Source organism: Microbacterium sp. NPDC055312 (assembly GCF_053645675.1).
This window is the reverse complement of the sequence record NZ_JBSHMU010000002.1, coordinates 249,651-266,927: the sequence shown is the minus strand read 5'-3', so window position 1 is coordinate 266,927 and position 17,277 is coordinate 249,651. Positions and strand designations below refer to the sequence as shown.

General features: G+C 70.1%; 17 protein-coding genes and 1 tRNA gene. 14 read left to right on the top strand and 4 right to left on the bottom strand.

Annotated elements, in window-relative coordinates; genetic code table 11:
* Positions 1 to 127: 127 nt before the first annotated feature.
* Together ACWIDW_RS05670 and ACWIDW_RS05665 are read left to right on the top strand one after the other, a co-directional pair.
* Positions 128 to 988 carry a serine protein kinase RIO gene (locus ACWIDW_RS05670; protein WP_454123660.1) on the top strand — a complete coding sequence of 287 codons (861 nt, stop codon included), beginning with the start codon at positions 128 to 130 and terminating at the stop codon, positions 986 to 988.
* Positions 989 to 1,097: 109 nt separating this feature from the next.
* Positions 1,098 to 2,534, top strand: a complete 1,437-nt coding sequence (locus tag ACWIDW_RS05665) for an MFS transporter (RefSeq protein WP_454123658.1) — start codon at positions 1,098 to 1,100, stop codon at positions 2,532 to 2,534.
* A gap of 30 nt (positions 2,535 to 2,564) precedes the next feature.
* Here ACWIDW_RS05665 and ACWIDW_RS05660 read toward each other — a convergent pair whose 3' ends face one another.
* From ACWIDW_RS05660 to dcd, 3 genes are all read right to left on the bottom strand, one after another.
* Positions 2,565 to 3,779, bottom strand: coding sequence for an NAD(P)/FAD-dependent oxidoreductase (locus ACWIDW_RS05660; RefSeq protein ID WP_454123657.1), 1,215 nt, complete (start codon positions 3,777 to 3,779; stop codon positions 2,565 to 2,567).
* Between the two features lie 227 nt (positions 3,780 to 4,006).
* Positions 4,007 to 4,552 carry a hypothetical protein gene (locus tag ACWIDW_RS05655; protein WP_454123655.1) on the bottom strand — a complete coding sequence of 182 codons (546 nt, stop codon included), beginning with the start codon at positions 4,550 to 4,552 and terminating at the stop codon, positions 4,007 to 4,009.
* Position 4,553: 1 nt separating this feature from the next.
* Entirely contained in the window at positions 4,554 to 5,159 is a 606-nt protein-coding gene (dcd, locus tag ACWIDW_RS05650) for a dCTP deaminase (protein WP_454123653.1), read from the bottom strand.
* 50 nt (positions 5,160 to 5,209) lie between these two features.
* Between dcd and ACWIDW_RS05645 the strand changes: the two genes are divergently transcribed.
* The 9 genes from ACWIDW_RS05645 to murQ all read left to right on the top strand — a co-directional run bounded on the left by ACWIDW_RS05645 (position 5,210) and on the right by murQ (position 13,153).
* Positions 5,210 to 5,731 carry a 2'-5' RNA ligase family protein gene (locus tag ACWIDW_RS05645; protein ID WP_454123652.1) on the top strand — a complete coding sequence of 174 codons (522 nt, stop codon included), beginning with the start codon at positions 5,210 to 5,212 and terminating at the stop codon, positions 5,729 to 5,731.
* Between the two features lie 202 nt (positions 5,732 to 5,933).
* Positions 5,934 to 6,500 carry a TasA family protein gene (locus ACWIDW_RS05640; protein ID WP_454123651.1) on the top strand — a complete coding sequence of 189 codons (567 nt, stop codon included), beginning with the start codon at positions 5,934 to 5,936 and terminating at the stop codon, positions 6,498 to 6,500.
* A 105-nt stretch (positions 6,501 to 6,605) separates the two neighbouring features.
* Positions 6,606 to 7,136 (top strand): signal peptidase I, encoded by a 531-nt coding sequence (locus ACWIDW_RS05635; RefSeq protein WP_191712470.1) that lies wholly within the window; start codon positions 6,606 to 6,608, stop codon positions 7,134 to 7,136.
* 148 nt (positions 7,137 to 7,284) lie between these two features.
* Positions 7,285 to 9,123 carry an Ig-like domain-containing protein gene (locus ACWIDW_RS05630; RefSeq protein WP_454123649.1) on the top strand — a complete coding sequence of 613 codons (1,839 nt, stop codon included), beginning with the start codon at positions 7,285 to 7,287 and terminating at the stop codon, positions 9,121 to 9,123.
* 56 nt (positions 9,124 to 9,179) lie between these two features.
* Positions 9,180 to 9,893 (top strand): response regulator transcription factor, encoded by a 714-nt coding sequence (locus ACWIDW_RS05625; RefSeq protein ID WP_454123647.1) that lies wholly within the window; start codon positions 9,180 to 9,182, stop codon positions 9,891 to 9,893.
* Positions 9,886 to 11,115 (top strand): histidine kinase dimerization/phospho-acceptor domain-containing protein, encoded by a 1,230-nt coding sequence (locus ACWIDW_RS05620; protein WP_454123645.1) that lies wholly within the window; start codon positions 9,886 to 9,888, stop codon positions 11,113 to 11,115. The genes ACWIDW_RS05625 and ACWIDW_RS05620 overlap by 8 nt, the downstream gene beginning before the upstream one ends.
* A gap of 97 nt (positions 11,116 to 11,212) precedes the next feature.
* Positions 11,213 to 11,286 (top strand) — tRNA-Gly (locus tag ACWIDW_RS05615).
* A gap of 42 nt (positions 11,287 to 11,328) precedes the next feature.
* Positions 11,329 to 12,228 carry an N-acetylglucosamine kinase gene (locus tag ACWIDW_RS05610; RefSeq protein WP_454123643.1) on the top strand — a complete coding sequence of 300 codons (900 nt, stop codon included), beginning with the start codon at positions 11,329 to 11,331 and terminating at the stop codon, positions 12,226 to 12,228.
* Positions 12,218 to 13,153: an N-acetylmuramic acid 6-phosphate etherase gene (gene murQ / locus ACWIDW_RS05605; RefSeq protein WP_454123641.1), complete on the top strand. Its 936-nt coding sequence runs from the start codon at positions 12,218 to 12,220 to the stop codon at positions 13,151 to 13,153. The genes ACWIDW_RS05610 and murQ overlap by 11 nt, the downstream gene beginning before the upstream one ends.
* 42 nt (positions 13,154 to 13,195) lie before the next feature.
* Here murQ and ACWIDW_RS05600 read toward each other — a convergent pair whose 3' ends face one another.
* Entirely contained in the window at positions 13,196 to 13,390 is a 195-nt protein-coding gene (locus tag ACWIDW_RS05600; protein WP_454123640.1) for a hypothetical protein, read from the bottom strand.
* Between the two features lie 131 nt (positions 13,391 to 13,521).
* Here ACWIDW_RS05600 and ACWIDW_RS05595 point away from each other — a divergent pair, with 131 nt between their 5' ends.
* The 3 genes from ACWIDW_RS05595 (at position 13,522) to ACWIDW_RS05585 (ending at position 17,262) form a co-directional block, all read left to right on the top strand.
* Complete coding sequence (locus tag ACWIDW_RS05595) at positions 13,522 to 14,364, top strand: pyruvate, water dikinase regulatory protein (RefSeq protein WP_454123638.1); 843 nt, start codon at positions 13,522 to 13,524, stop codon at positions 14,362 to 14,364.
* Positions 14,365 to 14,390: 26 nt separating this feature from the next.
* On the top strand, positions 14,391 to 16,775 hold the full coding sequence (ppsA, locus tag ACWIDW_RS05590; protein WP_454123637.1) for a phosphoenolpyruvate synthase: 2,385 nt from the start codon (positions 14,391 to 14,393) through the stop codon (positions 16,773 to 16,775).
* Positions 16,776 to 16,920: 145 nt separating this feature from the next.
* Positions 16,921 to 17,262, top strand: coding sequence for a protein-L-isoaspartate carboxylmethyltransferase (locus ACWIDW_RS05585; protein ID WP_454123635.1), 342 nt, complete (start codon positions 16,921 to 16,923; stop codon positions 17,260 to 17,262).
* Positions 17,263 to 17,277: the final 15 nt, after the last annotated feature.

Below are 17,277 nucleotides of genomic sequence, written 5' to 3'. Positions count from 1 at the left end.
CGCCCGGAGGAACCGAGCGGAAGGAGCGACCGATGAACACCGTCTCCGTCGTGCCTGCCGCCGACATCCTTCTCGCCGAGGCCGCCCGCTCCTGAACCGCGTGTGGCCTCCCTCCTGGAGCCACATCGTGAACATTCAGCACTCCGCGTCGTTCGACGCCTCGCCTTTCGACGTCACCCTCGCCTTCGCCGACACCCGCATCGGCGAGAACCAGCGCTGGTCGACCTGGCCGTCCACCATGCCCACCGAACGCGGCCCGTCGCCCCTGCCCGGCTGGGTGGTGACCAGCGCAGCCGCGGTCGACACCGAGCTCGGCATCCTGAAGACCGGGAAGGAAGCCGACGTCTTCCTCCTCGAACGGGCGATTCCGGGCGCCGAGCCCGGCCGCGGCACGCGAACCCTGCTCGCCGCGAAGCGCTACCGCGACGCCGAGCACCGCAGCTTCCAGCGGTCGTCGGTCTACACCGAAGGGCGGCGCACCCGCCGCACCCGTGATGCGCGCGCGCTCGCCAAGAAGACCGCGCACGGACGCGAGGTCGCCGCGGCCGAGTGGTCGTTCGCGGAGTTCGCGGCGTTGAGCCGCATGCACGAGCTCGGCGCACCCGTGCCGTACCCCGTGCAGGTCGACGGCACCGAGATCCTCATGGAGTTCATCGGCGACGATCGCACCGCCGCTCCGCGGCTCGCGCAGGTGAGAGCGGATGCCGAGCAGCTGGCCGACCTGTACGAGCAGATCGTCGAGATCATGCACGTGTTCGCGGCGGCCGGCCTCGCGCACGGCGACCTGTCGCCGTACAACCTGCTCGTGCACCACGGGCGGGTGCGAGTGATCGACCTGCCGCAGATCGTCGACACGGTCACCAATCCGCAGGGGTTCGATCTGCTGCACCGCGACTGCGTCAACGTGTGCGAGTGGTTCGCGCGGCGCGCGGTGCCGTGCGACCCCGAGCAGCTGTTCGCCGAGCTGCTCGCCACATCATTCGGCTGACACGCATGGCGCGCCGGAGCCCGGCATCCGCCGATGCCCCACCAGGCGCGCGCAGCCGCATGGCGAGCGAGACGTCGGCGCGACACCGGCATCCTGTAGCGTGACGGCCATGACCGGTCGTGATGGTGCCGCCGTACCCCCTCCCACTGCCAGGACGGGAGCCGTCGCGGCGTTCGGCCGCGAGCACGAGAGCTCCGCGCCGGCAGCCACGAAGAAGCAGGTCGTCTCGTGGGCGATGTGGGACTGGGCGATGCAGCCGTTCAACACCGTCATCCTCACCTTCGTCTGGATCGCCCTGTACCTGACCTCGCGGATGTTCCTCGAGCCGTCGATGCGCGAATCCGGGCTGCTGGCCGATGGCTCGTACATGAACTGCAACGACTCGGCCTTCACCGCCTCGGCGTACTGCCAGGGGCTCACCGACCTCGCGGAGTGGTGGGGCTGGGCGAACTTCGCCGCCGGCATCCTGATCCTGCTGCTCGCCCCGGTGCTCGGCCAGCAGGCCGACGCGCGCGGCAGCAAGAAGAAGTGGGTCATCGGCGCCACCATCGCGATCGCGCTCGTCCAGTTCTCGCTGTTCTTCGTCGAGGCCGATCCGAAGTTCTTCTGGTTCGGCGCGTTCGCCGTCGCGATCGCCGCGGTCGTCAGCGAGATCGGAAACGTCAGCTACTACGCGATGCTCTCCGAGGTGTCGACGCCCAAGAACGTCGGCCGCGTCTCAGGCCTCGGCTGGGGGCTCGGGTACATCGGCGGCGTCGTCGCGCTGATCGTGTGCATCCCGGTGCTGTTCCTCGTCGGTCAGGACAACGCGCTCTCGTTCAAGCTCGTCGCGGTGATCTGCGCGGTGTGGACGATCGTGTTCTCCATCCCGATGTTCCGCAACGTGCCCGAGTCGCCGTCCTACGACACCACAGAGAAGGTCGGCTTCCTCCGCTCGTACGTCGTGCTCGCCCACAGCATCGCCGAGCTGTTCCGCACCAACCGGCCGACGTTCTGGTTCATGCTCGCCGCGGCCGTCTACCGCGACGGTCTCGCCGGAGTGTTCGCATTCGGCGCGGTGCTCGCGGCGCAGGGCTTCGGCTTCTCGTTCCTCGAGGTGATCATCTTCGGGCTGGCGGCGAACCTCGTCGCCGGCGTCTCGACGCTGCTCGCGGGGCGCATCGACGACGCGATCGGACCGCGCCGCCTCATCATCTTCGCCCTCTCCGGCCTGGTGGCGATGGCGTTCGTGGTCTACGCGCTGCGCGACTACGGCACCATCGTGTTCTGGATCTGCGGACTGCTGCTGTGCGCCTTCGTCGGCCCGACCCAGGCATCCAGCCGCAGCCTGCTCACCCGCCTCACCCCGCCCAGCCAGCAGGGCACCATCTTCGGCCTGTACGCGACGACCGGTCGCGTGGCGTCGTTCCTGTCGCCGCTGGCGTGGTCGCTCTTCCTCGCGTGGTTCGGCGGCATCGTCTACGGCGTGCTCGGCATCGCGGTGGTGCTGCTGGTCGGACTCGTGCTGCTGCTGTGCGTGCGGTTCCCGAAGGACATCGGGGTCTGACCGCGCGGGCGTCCGCTGCCCCGAGCCGCCTCAGGCGCGGCCCTGCAGGATCATGTGCCAGTAGACCTGCGGGAAGATCCGCCGGTCGATGATCCAGTTCATCCGGCTCTCGCGATACGAGCTGCGCCACAGGGTGGGCATCAGGCGAAGCCGGTCGTCGAACTCGGCGAACACCGCCGTCGAGCGCGAGACGGTGAACGGGCAGACGCCGTAGCCGTCGTAGGCGGATGCCGGCTCGCGCCCCTCGAGAACCGCGCGGACGTTCTCGGCGACCGCCTTCGTCTGCTTGCGCAGCGCGCCGCCCGATTTCGAGTTCGCCGTGCCCGCCGCGTCGCCCAGCGCCCAGATCGACGGATGCCGGGTGGAGCGCAGCGTGCGCGGGTCGACGGCCACGAAGCCGTCGTCGTCGGCGAGGCCGCCGGCGCCGATCCACTCCGGCGCCTTCTGCGGCGGCTCGGCGATGAGCAGGTCGTACGGCAGCCGCTGGCGCTCGGCGCCGTCGGCGCCGAACACGACCGCGCGGTTCTCGGCGTCGACCTCGCGCAGCAGCGCGCCGGTGCGCACATCGATGTCGTACGCGTCGATGCTGCGCTGCAGTTCGGCGTCGATCTCGGGGATGCCGAAGATCGTCGGCGTCGGCACGAGCAGCACCACGTGGATGTCGTGCAGCACGTTCGTCGCCTGCCAGTACGCACAGGCCTGATACATGGGCTTCTGAGCCGCGCCTGCGCAGGATGCGGGGCCGGGCGCCTGCACGAAGACGACCGTGCCCGAGCGCACCGAGCGCAGCAGCCGTGACGCCTTCTGCGCGAGCGCGAACTCGTAGTTCGACGCCCCGTGCGGCGCGTTCATCGCCTCGTCGAGGCCGGGCACGGCATCCCAATCGTTGCGGATGCCGGGGGCGAGGATCAGCTGGTCGTACCGGACGGTGTCGCCGGAGGCCAGGTGCACCCGGCGATTGTCGGGATCGACCGCGCTGACGGCATCCGGAATCCATTCCACGCCGTCGGGAATGACGTCGGCCTGCGCGCGCACCGCCTCGCTCGCCCGGGCGGTGCCGCCGGCGATGTGCGAGAAGAGGGGCTTGTAGTAGTGGGTCTGCGACGGCTCGACGACGGCGATGTCGGTGACTCCGGATCGGCGCAGGCGTCCGGCGACCGACAGCCCGCCGTTGCCCCCACCGACGACGAGAACCCGATGCGTCCGCTCGTGACTGTCAGCTGTGGACGTGCTCTCATCGCTCATGGAAGCCGACCGTAGGCGGCCGTGGCGCGCATGGCGACGGCCTTGACAGCGCCCGCCGGTGTGGTCGGTCGTGCGTGCGAGACACCGCGGAAGCCGCCGGGCCCTCGTCTGCGGGCCGTCGTCTACGGGTGCGAGGTCAGTTATGCACGGTTCGACGCCGCAACGCGTACCCAACTGACCCCGCACGCCGCGGCGGGATGGAAAACGCCATCTCGGCGGCGCGAAGGTCAGCTGAGCAGCACGCCGACCGTGACGACGGCGCCGGTCAGGAGCAGCGCCAGGAAGCTATAGATCGCGATCGTCCACCCGCGGTAGCTGCTCGGCGTCGCCCCCGCCGCCGGCGGCACGACGCTCGGATCGGGCGGCGGTGCGGTCAGGCGCGGGTCGGATGCCGGTGGCGGGGCGGCCACGAACTTCTCGGCCGCCGTCGAGCGTCGAGCGGCCCGTGTGGGCGCCTCTTCCGGCGGCGCCGGCGGAATGACCGGCTCCGCGAGCAGCGCCTCGGGGATCACCGCGGCGGGGATCACCGGGTCGGGGATCGCCGCCTCGAGCACGTCGAGCTCGGGCACCGCCGATTCGGCAGCATCGGGTTCGGACACGACCGATCCGGGCATGCCCGGCGGGGGCGCGTCAGGCTGCGGTATGTCCGGCTGAGGCGCATCAGGCTGCGGCACGGCCGGCTGCGGGGCGCCCGGCTCCGACTCCGGCACGGCCGACTCCGGCACGGCCGGCTGCGGCGCCGCGCCCTCGGCATCCCTCGACGGATCGCTCATGTCAGCGGCCCAGGGCTCCCGCGTCGGACGTGCCGACGTCGGTGCGGTGGAAGTTCTGGAACGAGCGGGATGCCGTGGGCCCGCGCTGCCCCTGATAGCGATTGCCGTAGGGGCCGGAGCCGTACGCGTTCTCGGTGGGCGAGGTGAGGCGGAAGAAGCAGAACTGACCGATCTTCATGCCCGGCCACAGCTTGATCGGAAGGGTCGCGACGTTCGCCAGCTCGAGCGTGACGTGCCCACTGAACCCCGGGTCGATGAATCCTGCGGTCGAGTGCGTGATGAGCCCCAGGCGTCCGAGCGACGACTTGCCCTCCAGCCGCGCGGCGACGTCGTCGGGCAGGGTGACCTGCTCGAACGTCGCGCCGAGAGCGAACTCGCCGGGGTGCAGGATGAACGGCTCGTCAGGGGCGACCTCGATCAGCCGGGTCAGCTCGGGCTGATCCTCGGCGGGATCGATGAACGGGTACTTGTGGTTGTCGAACAGCCGGAAGTACCGGTCGAGTCGCACGTCGACGCTCGACGGCTGCACCATCTGCTCGTCGTAGGGAGCCAGCCCGATGCGGCCCGTTGCGAGTTCTGCCTTGATGTCGCGGTCGCTGAGAAGCACGTCTTCAGCGTAACGGTGCCCCCTGCCGGCAGCCGCACTATTCTCACCTCATGACACGGGCGCCGGTGATCTCGATCGAGCTGCTGCTCGACGAGGTCAGCGAGGCAGCCGTGCGCGCGGAGTGGGAGGCCCTCGCCGCCGCCGGCCTCTCGAGCATGGCCGCGCACACCGCGCCGAGCAACAGGCCGCACGTGACCCTTCTCGTGCGAAGCGCGCTGGAGCACGTCGATGCCGCGCTCCTCACCGCCCGGCCGGCGTTCGAGGTGCGCCTGGGCTCGCCGCTGCTGTTCGGCGACGGCGACCGGCGGGTGCTGGTGCGCAGCGTCATCCCGTCGGCTGCGCTGCTCACCCTGCATGACGACGTGCACCGGGCGGCCGGGCCGGGCGACGACGCCCCGCACACCGCTCCGAGCGCATGGACGCCGCACGTGACCCTCGCCCGACGGGTGCGGATGCAGGATCTCGAGCGGGCGCTTCCGCTCGTCGGCGGCGAGATCACGGGCACGGCACGGGCGCTGCGCCGCTGGGATGCCTCCACCCGCACCGTCACCGAGCTCGCCCGACTGGGCTGACCCGACTGGGCTGAGCTCGACTGGGCTGAGCTCGACTGGGCCGAGCCCGACTGGGCTGAGTCCGACGCGAGGCACTCTGTGGTCGAACGCTGGCATAGGCGTTGCCGCGCTGTGGCACGCATGTAACCGGCGCCTCCGTAGCGTCGAATCACAAGCTTCCCCACAGTCCACAGCCGCACCGGCCCAGCAGAACGGAAACACCATGACCGAGATCACCACCACCACCCCCACCGCCACCAAGTCGCGCAAGCGCCTGATCCTCCTGCCGCTGGCGGGCCTGCTGGTCGCTGCGACCGTGGCCGTCGGCTCGGGTGCGGACTTCGTCGCCAACTCGGTCAACTCCGCCAACGCCTTCAGCAGCGGCACGCTCGCCCAGCAGAACTCCAAGTCGGGCAAGGCGATCTTCAACGCCTCGAACCTCAAGCCGGGCGACACCCTGAACGGCAAGGTGACCATCACCAACTCCGGCACCCTGCCCGCCGCGTTCACGCTCACCGAGAACGCCACCAACGGCTTCGTCAAGACGGAGAACCTCAAGCTCGTCATCACCCGTGCCGGCAGCGGCACCCCGGTGTGGTCCGGCACCTTCGGCGACCTGACGAAGGCCGGCGCGCTCGACCTCGGCGAATTCGCCGCCGGCGAGTCGCGCGACTACACCTTCAGCACCACGCTGGCGCAGACCGCCGACAACACCGAGCAGGGCAAGAACGCCTCCGCCGTCTACACGTGGGACTCCAAGCAGGCGGCCGCCACGGCCGTCAGCCAGTGACCACCCACCCCTGACCCGGAGCATCCGGCATCCGTTCGCCGGGTGCCCCACCCCCGCTGATCACCCGAGATCGGCACTGATCACCCGAGATCAGAGGAGAAGAGCATGAGCCCCACGAAGACGACTCGCGCGATCGGCAGCACCCTGATCACCGTCGCCGTCGCCTGCGCCATAGCGCTGGTGGGGCTCATGCTCGTCCCATCGCTGTTCGGCCTCGACCGCTACGTCATCACCGGCGGCTCGATGTCGGGCACCTTCGAGAAGGGCACCGTCGTCTACGAGCGCCAGGTGCCCGTCGCGGATCTGCAGGTCGGCGACATCATCACCTACGTCCCGCCCCAGGAGTCCGGAATCGACGAGCCGGTCACGCACCGCATCGTCTCGATCGACGACAGGACGGATGCCGAGGGCGGTCGCGTGCTGCGCACGAAGGGCGACGCCAACGACAGCATCGACCCGTGGACGTTCACGCTGGCATCCGCCGTGCAGCCGCGTGTCGAGGGCTGGGTGCCGGCGGTGGGCTGGGTGTTCATCCTGCTGTCGATGTCGGGAGTGCGGATGCTGAGCATCGGCCTTCCCGCCGCGCTCATCGGACTGATGTTCCTGCGCGACCTCGTGCGTGCGCTGCGCAGCTGACGCATCCGCACCCGACCGGTCCTGACGAGGCCGCGGCTGACCGCCGCGGCCTCTTCTGCGTCCCCGCGGGGCGCGCCGGCGCCGATCGTGTCCCTGCTGAGGCTCGGCTGTTGCCGGGCTGTAACCGGCTGCTCCGTAACGTCGAAGCATGACCAGAACGAAGGGCACGCCGATGACCGGCACCGCGCTGCGCAACGTCGCGCTCGCCGCTCTGGCCGCCCTCCTGCTGGCCGTCTTCGCCCTGAACGGACTGCAGACCTCCTCCGCAGCCTTCATGTCGCAGACCGCGAACGCGACGAGCACGGCATCCGCCGCCGTCGACTGGACCCCGCCCACCGTCGGCATCGTCACGCCCGGTGCACCGCTGCGGGGGTCCGCGACCATCGCCGTCGACGCGGCCGACGCCGAGACCGGCATCGCGAGTGTCGTGGTGCAGTGGCAGAGCGTCGGCGCCGCGAGCTGGACGACGCTGTGCAGCACGGCATCCGCGCCCTACCGCTGCAGCTGGGACACGCTTTCCGCAGCCGACGGCGCGTACGACGTGCGCGCCATCGCCACCGACAAGGCGGGGTACGCCACCACCTCGGCGCCGGTGCGTGTCACCGTCGCGAACGCCTTCACCGTGGTGCTCGCCGACCTCGACGAGGCGGTGCGCGGCACGACACCGCTGACCGCGACGCTGACGGATGCCGATCCGCGGGCAACCTACGGGGTGCGCTTCGAGTACTCGGTCGCCGACGCGAACAGCTGGAAGAGCGTCGCCGGCTGCGCGAGCATCGCCGGCTCCGCGTCCTGCACCGTGAACTGGGCGACGACGTCACTGGCCAGCGGCGACTACGACGTGCGGGTCGTGGCGTGGCCGACGGCTCGTCCGACCGTGGTCATGATCTCGGAACTCTCGTCCGTCACGATCGACAACGTCGCACCCACCGCCACCATGACCGACCCGGGCAGCGTGCTCACCGGCACGGTCACCCTCGCCGCGACGCCGGCCGATGCGCACTCCGGTGTGGCATCCGTCGCCATCCAGTACCAGCCGAGTGCGGGTGGCGCGTGGACGACCGCCTGCACCATCGTCGATGAGCCGTGGTCGTGCCGCTTCAACACCGTGCCGCTGCCGTACGGTCGCTACTCGTTCCGCGCCATCGCGACCGACCTGGCCGGCAACAGCACCACGTCGGCCACGATCACCGGCCGCCTGGTCGACAACACCGTCTCGTCGATCTCGCTCGACGACCCGGGCGCGTTCCTCACCGGGACCGTGCAGCTGACGGCCACCGCGAACGCCTCGGCCGGGGTCTCGTCGGTCGCGATCCAGTACTCCCCCGCGGGCAGCGGCAAGTGGTCGCCCGTGTGCACCCTCGCCGCGGCGCCCTACGGCTGCGCGTGGGACACCAAGACCGTCGCGGACGGCTCGTACGACCTGCGCGCCGTGCTCACCGACAGCCACGGCAAGCAGACCACCTCGGCCGTGCTCGCCGCCCGACGCGTCGACAACGCGCCGCTGCGCGGCGCCGACGTGCAGGCCGTGAACGGCGGCAAGGCCGGGGTGATCGACGCCGGCGACGTGCTGGTGCTCACCTACAGCGGACGCGTCAACCCGGCGAGCATCGCGAGTGGATGGGACGGCTCGGCCCGCGCCGTCACAGCCCGGGTGCGCGACGGAGGCATCACGAGTGGGTCCAACGACCTGTTCGACGTGCCGAACACCAACCTCGGCTCTGTCAACCTGCGCGGCAACCACGTCGGCCTGTGGACGACGGCACAGTTCTCGGCCACCATGACCGCAACCACCGAGACCATCAACGGCGTGCCCGCCACCGTCGTCCGCGTCGCCCTCGGCGGCCTGACCTCGGGCTCGGTGCGGACGGTCACCACGACCGCCGCGATGATCTGGACCCCCTCCGCCAACGCGACCGACCTCGTCGGCCAGCGCTGCGCGGCGACCCCGGTCACCGAGAGCGGCCCTCTCGACAAGGACTTCTGATGACAACGCCCGACCGTCCTGAAGAGCCTCTCGATGACGTTGATAGCCTCGAGCATGTGGGACGACACATCCTCGTGGTGGAAGACGATGACGGCATCGCGGTGCCGCTGCTGCGCACCCTCGACCGCGAGGGGTACGACGTCGAGCGCGTCGCCGACGGCGCATCCGCGCTCGCCCGTACGGGAGCAGACATCGATCTGGTCGTGCTCGACCTCGGCCTGCCCGACATGGACGGGCTCGACGTGTGCCGCCGACTGCGCGAGCAGGACTTCGCGGGCGGGATCGTCATCCTCACCGCGCGCGACGGCGAACTCGACCGCGTCGTCGGCCTCGACGTCGGTGCCGACGACTACATCGCCAAGCCCTTCGCTCTGGCCGAGCTGCTGGCGCGGCTGCGCGCCCTGCTGCGACGCAGCCCTGCCGCTGCGGCGCCGCCCTCCGCGGAGCGCGCGGCCGCGGCATCCGCCTCTCCCGCCGCACTCGTCATCGATGTCGCCGCCCGTCGGGCGCTCGCCGGCGACCGCGAGCTGCCGTTGAGCACCAAGGAGTTCGATCTGCTGGCCCAGCTCGACATGCAGCGCGGCACCGTGGTGACGCGCGAGCGGCTGATGGACGAGGTGTGGGACGCGAACTGGTTCGGCTCCACCAAGACCCTCGACGTCACCGTCGCCCGCCTGCGCCAGAAGCTGGACGCGTCGGGCGCCGACGTGCGCATCACCACCCTGCGCGGCGTGGGCTTCCGCCTCGACGAGGGCGCGCTCGATGCATAGACGACTCATCGTCGCCTTCCTCACTCTCGCCGTCGCCATCATCGCGCTGTACGGCGTGCCGCGGGTGCTGATGGTCGCCGACCTCGTGCACGCCTCTGAGCAGCAGTACGCGAAGCGCATGGCGAGCATGGTGGGCACCGTGATCGACGCTGGAGGCGACGCCGCCGCCGTCGACGAGAAGCTGCTGGCCGGAATGATCATCTACGGGGAGAGGGTGGCGTACACCGCTCCCGACGGCACCACCGTGACCACCGGCGCCGACGCCGAACCCGACGACATCACCGGCACATCCGTTGTTCGCGGCGGCGGCACGGTCACCTTCACGCGGTCGGGCGAGATCGTGAACGAACGCGTCTCGAAGGCCGTGACACCGGTCATCATGATCGGCGTGGGCCTGCTGATCGTCGCGACCGTCGCCGCGATCCAGCTCGCCCGTTCGCTGTCGCGACCGTTCCTGCGGCTGCTCGACACCGTGCGCGAGATCGGCAGAGGAAACCTGCGGCCGCCGAAGCAGAGCCTCGGCGTGCCGGAGGCGCGCGCGATCGACGCCGCCCTGCGCGAGAGCGCGCAGGCCCTCGAAGACCGGCTGCGCCGCGAGCACGAGTTCGCCTCGAACGCCTCGCATCAGCTGCGCACCCCGATCACCGCGCTGCGCCTCGAGCTCGAGGATCTGTCGCTGTGGCCCGAGACTCCGCCCGTCGTGCGCGATCAGCTCGACCACGCGGTGCGTGAGATCGACCGGCTGTCGGATGCCATCGCGCAGCTTCTCGCGCTCGCCCGGGGCGACACACCAGGAGCGACCACCTTCGAGCCGCTCGCCGAGTCGCTGCACGAGTCGGCCGCGCGCTGGCAGGCGCAGGCGGATGCCGCCGGGCGCGCCATCCGCGTGGCGCGGATGCCCGACGGCCTCGGCGAGGCCCCGGCTGTGGCGTCGCAGATCATCGACGTGCTGCTGCACAACGCGCTCCGGCACGGTCGCGGCGACATCACGATCGACGCGGAGCGGCGAGCCGAGTACGTCACCGTGCAGGTCGGGGATGAGGGCAGACGCCCGCGCGGCAACTCGATCTTCCAGCGGCGAGCGCATCGGCGCAGCGACAGTGCCGGCGAGGGGATCGGCCTGGCCCTCTCGGTCGAACTCGCCGAGAGCCTGGGCGGGCATCTGCTGCTCGACGGATCCTCCACGACGACGTTCTCGCTGATGCTGCCCGCCCGCGGGTAGCGAGCGGATGGCCCGCGGGTTCTCCGGTGATCCGGCGCTCGGATGTCCGGCCATCCCGAGACGCCCGCTATGATGGCAGACGCGCCGCAAGGCGTGCGGGGCTGTAGTTCAATGGCAGAACTTCTGCTTCCCAAGCAGACAGCGCGGGTTCGATTCCCGTCAGCCCCTCCATCTGTAGAGTCTTTCTGAGTGAGCCACGGGCCGAGGGGAAAGATGAGCACGGCGGACGCGATCGCAGCGATCGACCTGGGCAAGACCCGATGCCGTCTTCTGATCAGCGGCGATTCTCACCAGGTCACTCGCACCGGTGACGGAACCCCGGGCCTCGCCGCTCCGGGCGGAGTCGAGTCGGCCGCTGCCGCGATCCTCGCACTGCTCGAACCCGGGCCGATGCCGCGCGCCCTCGGTGTCGGTGCGGCCGGCGCGTGGACGGCCCCGACCGCCGCGCTCGAGCTGGCCGTGACGCTCGCCGCAGAGACCGGAGGGCAGGTCGCCGTCGCATCCGACGTCGTCACGGCGCACATCGGCGCGCTCGGCGGCGATCCGGGCGTGCTGCTGATCGCGGGGACGGGTGCCGTCGCCCTCGGTGTGGATGCCGACGGCATCCGCCTCGTCGACGGGTGGGGCCCCGACATCGGCGACTTCGGCAGCGGATCGTGGCTCGGGCGCGAAGCGGTCCGCGCGGTGCAGCGCGCCGCTGTCGGACTGGGACCTGCGACCACCCTGCAGCAGGCCGTCGCCGCCCACATCTCCCCCGCCCCCGATGCGCTGTCGTGGACGCTCACCCGGGAGCCGCTCGCGCGAGCGCTCGGCACCCTGGCGCCGCTGGTGCTCGACTGCGCCGAGCACGGTGACTCCGTCGCCCTCGAGATCGCTACCGAAGCCGTCCGGCTGCTCACGGCATCCGCCTTCGCCGCCTCCGCCTCGGCGCGCGAGGTGGCGCTGCACGGCGGGCTCACCGAGCACCTCTGGTTCCGCGCGAGACTCGAAGACTCCCTCTCGAACGGCGGGCGACGCGTCGCCCCGACCGTCGGGGATGCCCTGACCGGCGCTCAGCTCATGATGACCCGCCGCGACCTCCCCCACGAAAGGTTCGTGCACCGTGCCGACTGACGACAGCTCCCTCTCCGCCCTGCTCGGAGTGCTCTCGAGCCTCGACACCGAGGCCTCGACGCCCGAACGCGGCGACCTCGACATGCTCGGCACCGAAGAGCTGGTGCGCAGCATGAACGCCGAGGATCGGCGGGTGTCCGAGGCGGTCGCCGCGAAGACTACCGAGATCGCCGCAGCCGTCGACGGCATCGTCGATCGCTTCCGGCGAGGCGGACGACTCATCTACATCGGCGCGGGAACCGCGGGGCGCGTCGGCGTGCTCGACGCCAGCGAATGCCCGCCCACCTTCGGCACCGACCCGTCGATGGTCGTCGGACTCATCGCGGGAGGGGAGACGGCCATCCGCTCGGCCGTGGAGAACGCCGAAGACGACGATCAGGCCGCAGAGGCGTCGCTGCGCCAGCTCGGGCTCACGGCCGACGACACGGTCGTCGGCATCTCGGCATCCGGTCGCACACCCTACGTCGTCGGCGGCCTGACCTTCGCGCGGAACCTGGGGGCGCTCACCGTCGCGATCGCCTCGAACGCCGGTTCGGCGATCGGCGCGGCGGCCGAGATCGCGATCGAGGTCGTCACCGGGCCGGAGTTCGTCTCGGGATCCACGCGCCTGAAGGCCGGCACGGCGCAGAAGCTCGTGGTCAACATGCTCAGCACGCTCTCGATGATCAAGCTCGGCAAGACCTACCGGGGCGTCATGGTCGACCTGCTCGCGACCAACGAGAAGCTGCGCGCCCGCTCGATCCGCACGGTCTCGCAGCTCGCCGGCGTCGACGTCGACGAGGCCGTGGCGGCACTCGACGCGGCAGGCGGATCGGTCAAGCTGGCGCTGCTCATGCTGGCCACGGGGGCGACGGCCGAATCGGCAGCCGATGCGCTGCAGCGCACCGGCGGCATCCTGCGCGACGCGATCGCCGCGCTCCGCTGAGCAGAAGGCCGAGCAACCTTCCGGGCAACCGGCCGGGACGCGCTACTCGCCGACGCGCAGCACACTCAATCGCATGTCGAGTTCCTCGATGCGATCCGCGTCGTCTCGCTCCAGCGCGAGGCGTCGCAGATGCTGAAGCTTCGCGATCTCGTCGGCTCGAGTCGCGGTGCCGTCGTGTAGCCGCTCGATGAGCGCCTCGTCGAGGCCGCTCAGGTCTTCCGCGCTGTACTCGCTCATGTCGGCACTCTAGCGAGAGCACCGGACGAAACCGAGGGAGGCCCACACTCTTGCGCTTCAACATAAATTCCCTAGATCTTTTCCCCCGAAACCCGCGAAGGTTCGCCCGTTCCTCCGCATAGAGTCGCTTCATGGCCGAGACGACCGCCGCAGACACGACGACGCGCACGGTGCGCGCCGCCTACTTCGTGTCGGACAGCACCGGCATCACGGCCGAGACGCTCGGCAACGCCCTGCTGGCGAACTTCCCCGGCATGGTGTTCGTCAAGCACACCGTGCCGTTCGTCGACTCGGTCGACACCGCCACGACCGTCGCCGGCCAGATCGCGCAGGATGCCGCGAACGGTCTCGAGCCGCTCGTGTTCACCACGGCGAAGAACCTCGCTGTGCGCACCGTGCTCACCGACGTGCCCGCGACGCACATCGACCTGCTCAGCGGCCATCTCAGCGAGCTCGCCGAGGCCCTGGGCACCCCGCCGTCCGAGCAGCTCGGCCAGTTCCACACCCTGGGAGACGCGACCGAGTACTTCGCCCGCATGCGCGCCGTCGAATACGCGATCGAGCACGACGACGGCCAGAGCAGTCGCGCCCTCGACCTGGCCGACGTGATCATCGTCGCCCCGAGCCGCTGCGGCAAGACGCCGACGACGATGTACCTCGCCCTGCAGTACGGCCTGCTGGTCGCGAACTATCCGCTCACCGACGACGACTTCCCCACCGACGAGCTGCCGCCGCTGGTGAGGAGCTACGCCGCCCGCTGCTTCGGCCTCACCACGACCCCGCTTCGCCTCAGCCAGGTGCGGCACGAGCGTCGCCCCGACTCGCGCTACTCGAGCCTCGCGCAGTGCACCACCGAGCTGCGCCGCGCCGAGAGGCTCTACGCCCGCAACGGCATCCCGTTCCTCAACTCCTCGACCAAGAGCGTCGAGGAGATGTCCGCAGTGATCCTGCACACCCTCGGCCTTCGCCGCTGACCACCCCTCAGACGAAAGAGCTACTCGTGACCGACATCCTCTGGTTCGATCAGATCGGAATGACCGACCTTCCCCAGGTCGGCGGCAAGAACGCCTCCCTCGGGGAGATGATCTCGAATCTCGCCGAGCTCGGCGTGCGTGTTCCCGGCGGCTTCGCCACGACAGCGGATGCCTACCGGCGCTTCCTCGCCCATGACGGGCTGCGCGAGCGCATCCGCGACGCGATCGCCGGGCTCGACACCGACGACGTGACCCGTCTCGCGCTGGTCGGCACGCAGATCCGAGGGTGGATCGTCGAGCATCCGCTGCCCGAGGATCTCGAGCGCGACATCCGCGACGCCTACGACCAGCTCGTGGCGCAGGACGCCGATCCCGACGGCGTCACCTGGGCGGTCCGCTCGTCTGCGACGGCGGAGGACCTTCCGGATGCCTCATTCGCCGGCCAGCAGGAGACCTTCCTCAACATCGGCGGAGTCGAGAACGTGCTGACCGCGATCCGCAGCGTGTACGCCTCGCTGTACAACGACCGGGCGATCGCTTACCGCGTGCACCACGGCTTCGACCACGACGAGGTCGCCCTCTCGGCGGGCGTGCAGCGCATGGTGCGCTCGGATATCGGGGCGTCGGGCGTGATGTTCACGGTCGACACCGAGTCGGGGTTCGCCGAGGCCGTGTTCGTCACCAGCTCGTACGGTCTCGGCGAGGCCGTCGTGCAGGGCGCCGTGAACCCCGACGAGTTCTACGTGTCGAAGACGGCGCTGCGCGCCGGCCGCCCCGCGATCCTGAAGCGCTCGGTCGGCGAGAAAGCGATCGCCATGCGCTACACCGACAGCAAGGAGGCGGGCGCCAGCACCGCCTTCGTCGACGTGCCGGCTGAAGAGCGCCCGCTGTTCTCGATCACCGACGCCGAACTCACCGAGCTCGCCGAGCACGCGCTCGTGATCGAGGCGCACTACGGCCGCCCGATGGACATCGAGTGGGGCAAGGACGGCATCGACGGGCAGCTGTACATCCTGCAGGCGCGCCCCGAGACCGTCGTGTCGCGGGCGTCGTCCACCGTCATGCGCCGTTTCCGGCTGCAGGAGACGGGCCCGGTCGCCGTCGAGGGCCGCGCGATCGGGCAGCGCATCGGCGCAGGTCCGGTGCGGGTGCTGCGGGATGCCACGCAGATGAGCGAGTTCCAGACCGGCGACGTGCTCGTGGCAGACATGACCGACCCCGACTGGGAGCCGATCATGAAGCGCGCGTCCGCGATCGTCACCAACCGCGGAGGTCGCACCTGCCACGCCGCGATCATCGCCCGCGAGCTCGGCATCCCCGCCGTTGTCGGCACCGGTGACGCGACGCGCGTGCTGACCGACGGCCAGCCGGTCACGGTCTCGTGCGCCCAGGGAGACACCGGCGTCGTCTACGACGGCATCCTGGCGTTCGCCGAAGAGGAGACGGCGCTCGAGCACATGCCGGAGCCGCCCGTCAAGATCATGATGAACGTCGGCACGCCCGACCAGGCGTTCTCGTTCTCCCGCCTGCCGCACCGCGGTGTCGGCCTCGCGCGGCTGGAGTTCATCATCAACCGGCAGATCGGCATCCACCCGCGCGCCCTGCTCGAGCACGACGCTCTGCCAGACGACCTGCGCCGCCAGGTGGATGCCCGGATCGCCGCCTACCCGTCGCCGCGCGACTACTTCGTGCAGCGCGTCGCGGAGGGCGTCTCGATGCTCGCCGCGGCCTTCGCCCCCGAACCGGTGATCGTGCGGATGAGCGACTTCAAGTCGAACGAGTACGCGAACCTCCTCGGCGGCGAGCGCTACGAGCCGCACGAGGAGAATCCGATGATCGGGTACCGGGGCGCCTCTCGGTACGTATCACCCGAGTTCCGCGAGTGCTTCGAGATGGAGTGCGAAGCGCTGAGGTTCGTGCGCGACGAGATGGGCTTCACCAACGTGCAGGTGATGGTGCCGTTCGTGCGGACCGTCGCCGAGGGGCAGGCCGTCGTCGAGCTGCTCGCCGAGAACGGCCTGCGTCGCGGAGAGAACGATCTGAAGGTCGTGATGATGTGCGAGGTGCCCACCAATGCGCTGCTCGCCGACGAGTACCTCGAGCACTTCGACGGCTTCTCGATCGGCTCGAACGACATGACCCAGCTCACCCTCGGCCTCGACCGCGACAGCGCGCTCGTCGCCGACACCTTCGACGAGCGCGATCCCGCGGTGCTGAAGCTGCTGTCGATGGCGATCGAGGCGTGCCGTCGTCACGGCAAGTACGTCGGGATCTGCGGCCAGGGGCCGAGCGATCACCCCGAGCTCGCGGAGTGGCTGGTCGGGCAGGGCATCGAATCGGTCTCACTGAATCCGGACACGGTCATCGAGACGTGGCTGCGACTGGCGCGCCGGGAACCCGCGACAGCGTGACTTCACCGCTCGACCCTTGACGCCAGGCGAAGCAACGATGCGCGTAATGTACAGGTGCGCCGCGTTCAGCCTTTCGCTCAGTGCAGTCGACTACCGTTCAGAGGGAGCGTGTCTGCGCTCCCTCTGAACGAATGCAGGTGCCTGAATGCCATACCGCGACCGAACCGCAGTGGAGAGCTGGGTCAACGAGTACGTCCAGTCGCACAGCGCGGACTCGCTGGGCATCGCGGTGCTCGACAAGAACTTCGAAGCGGGCCCGAACTCGGGGATCGTGGTCGTCACTCTGCGCTCCGCCAGCACGATCACGTTCCTGCACCCGGAGATCCGTCAGGGGCTGCCTACCTGGGTGGTCACGTTCGAAGGGCGCAACGAGACGCTCGATCTCGATGACGCCGCTCTTCGCCAGCTGGCGGAAGACGTCACCGCTCTGGCAGAGCTGCGCTCGTTCCTGCAGGCGAAGACCGACGCGATCGTTCTCGCGCACTGAGCTCAGCGCCCGACC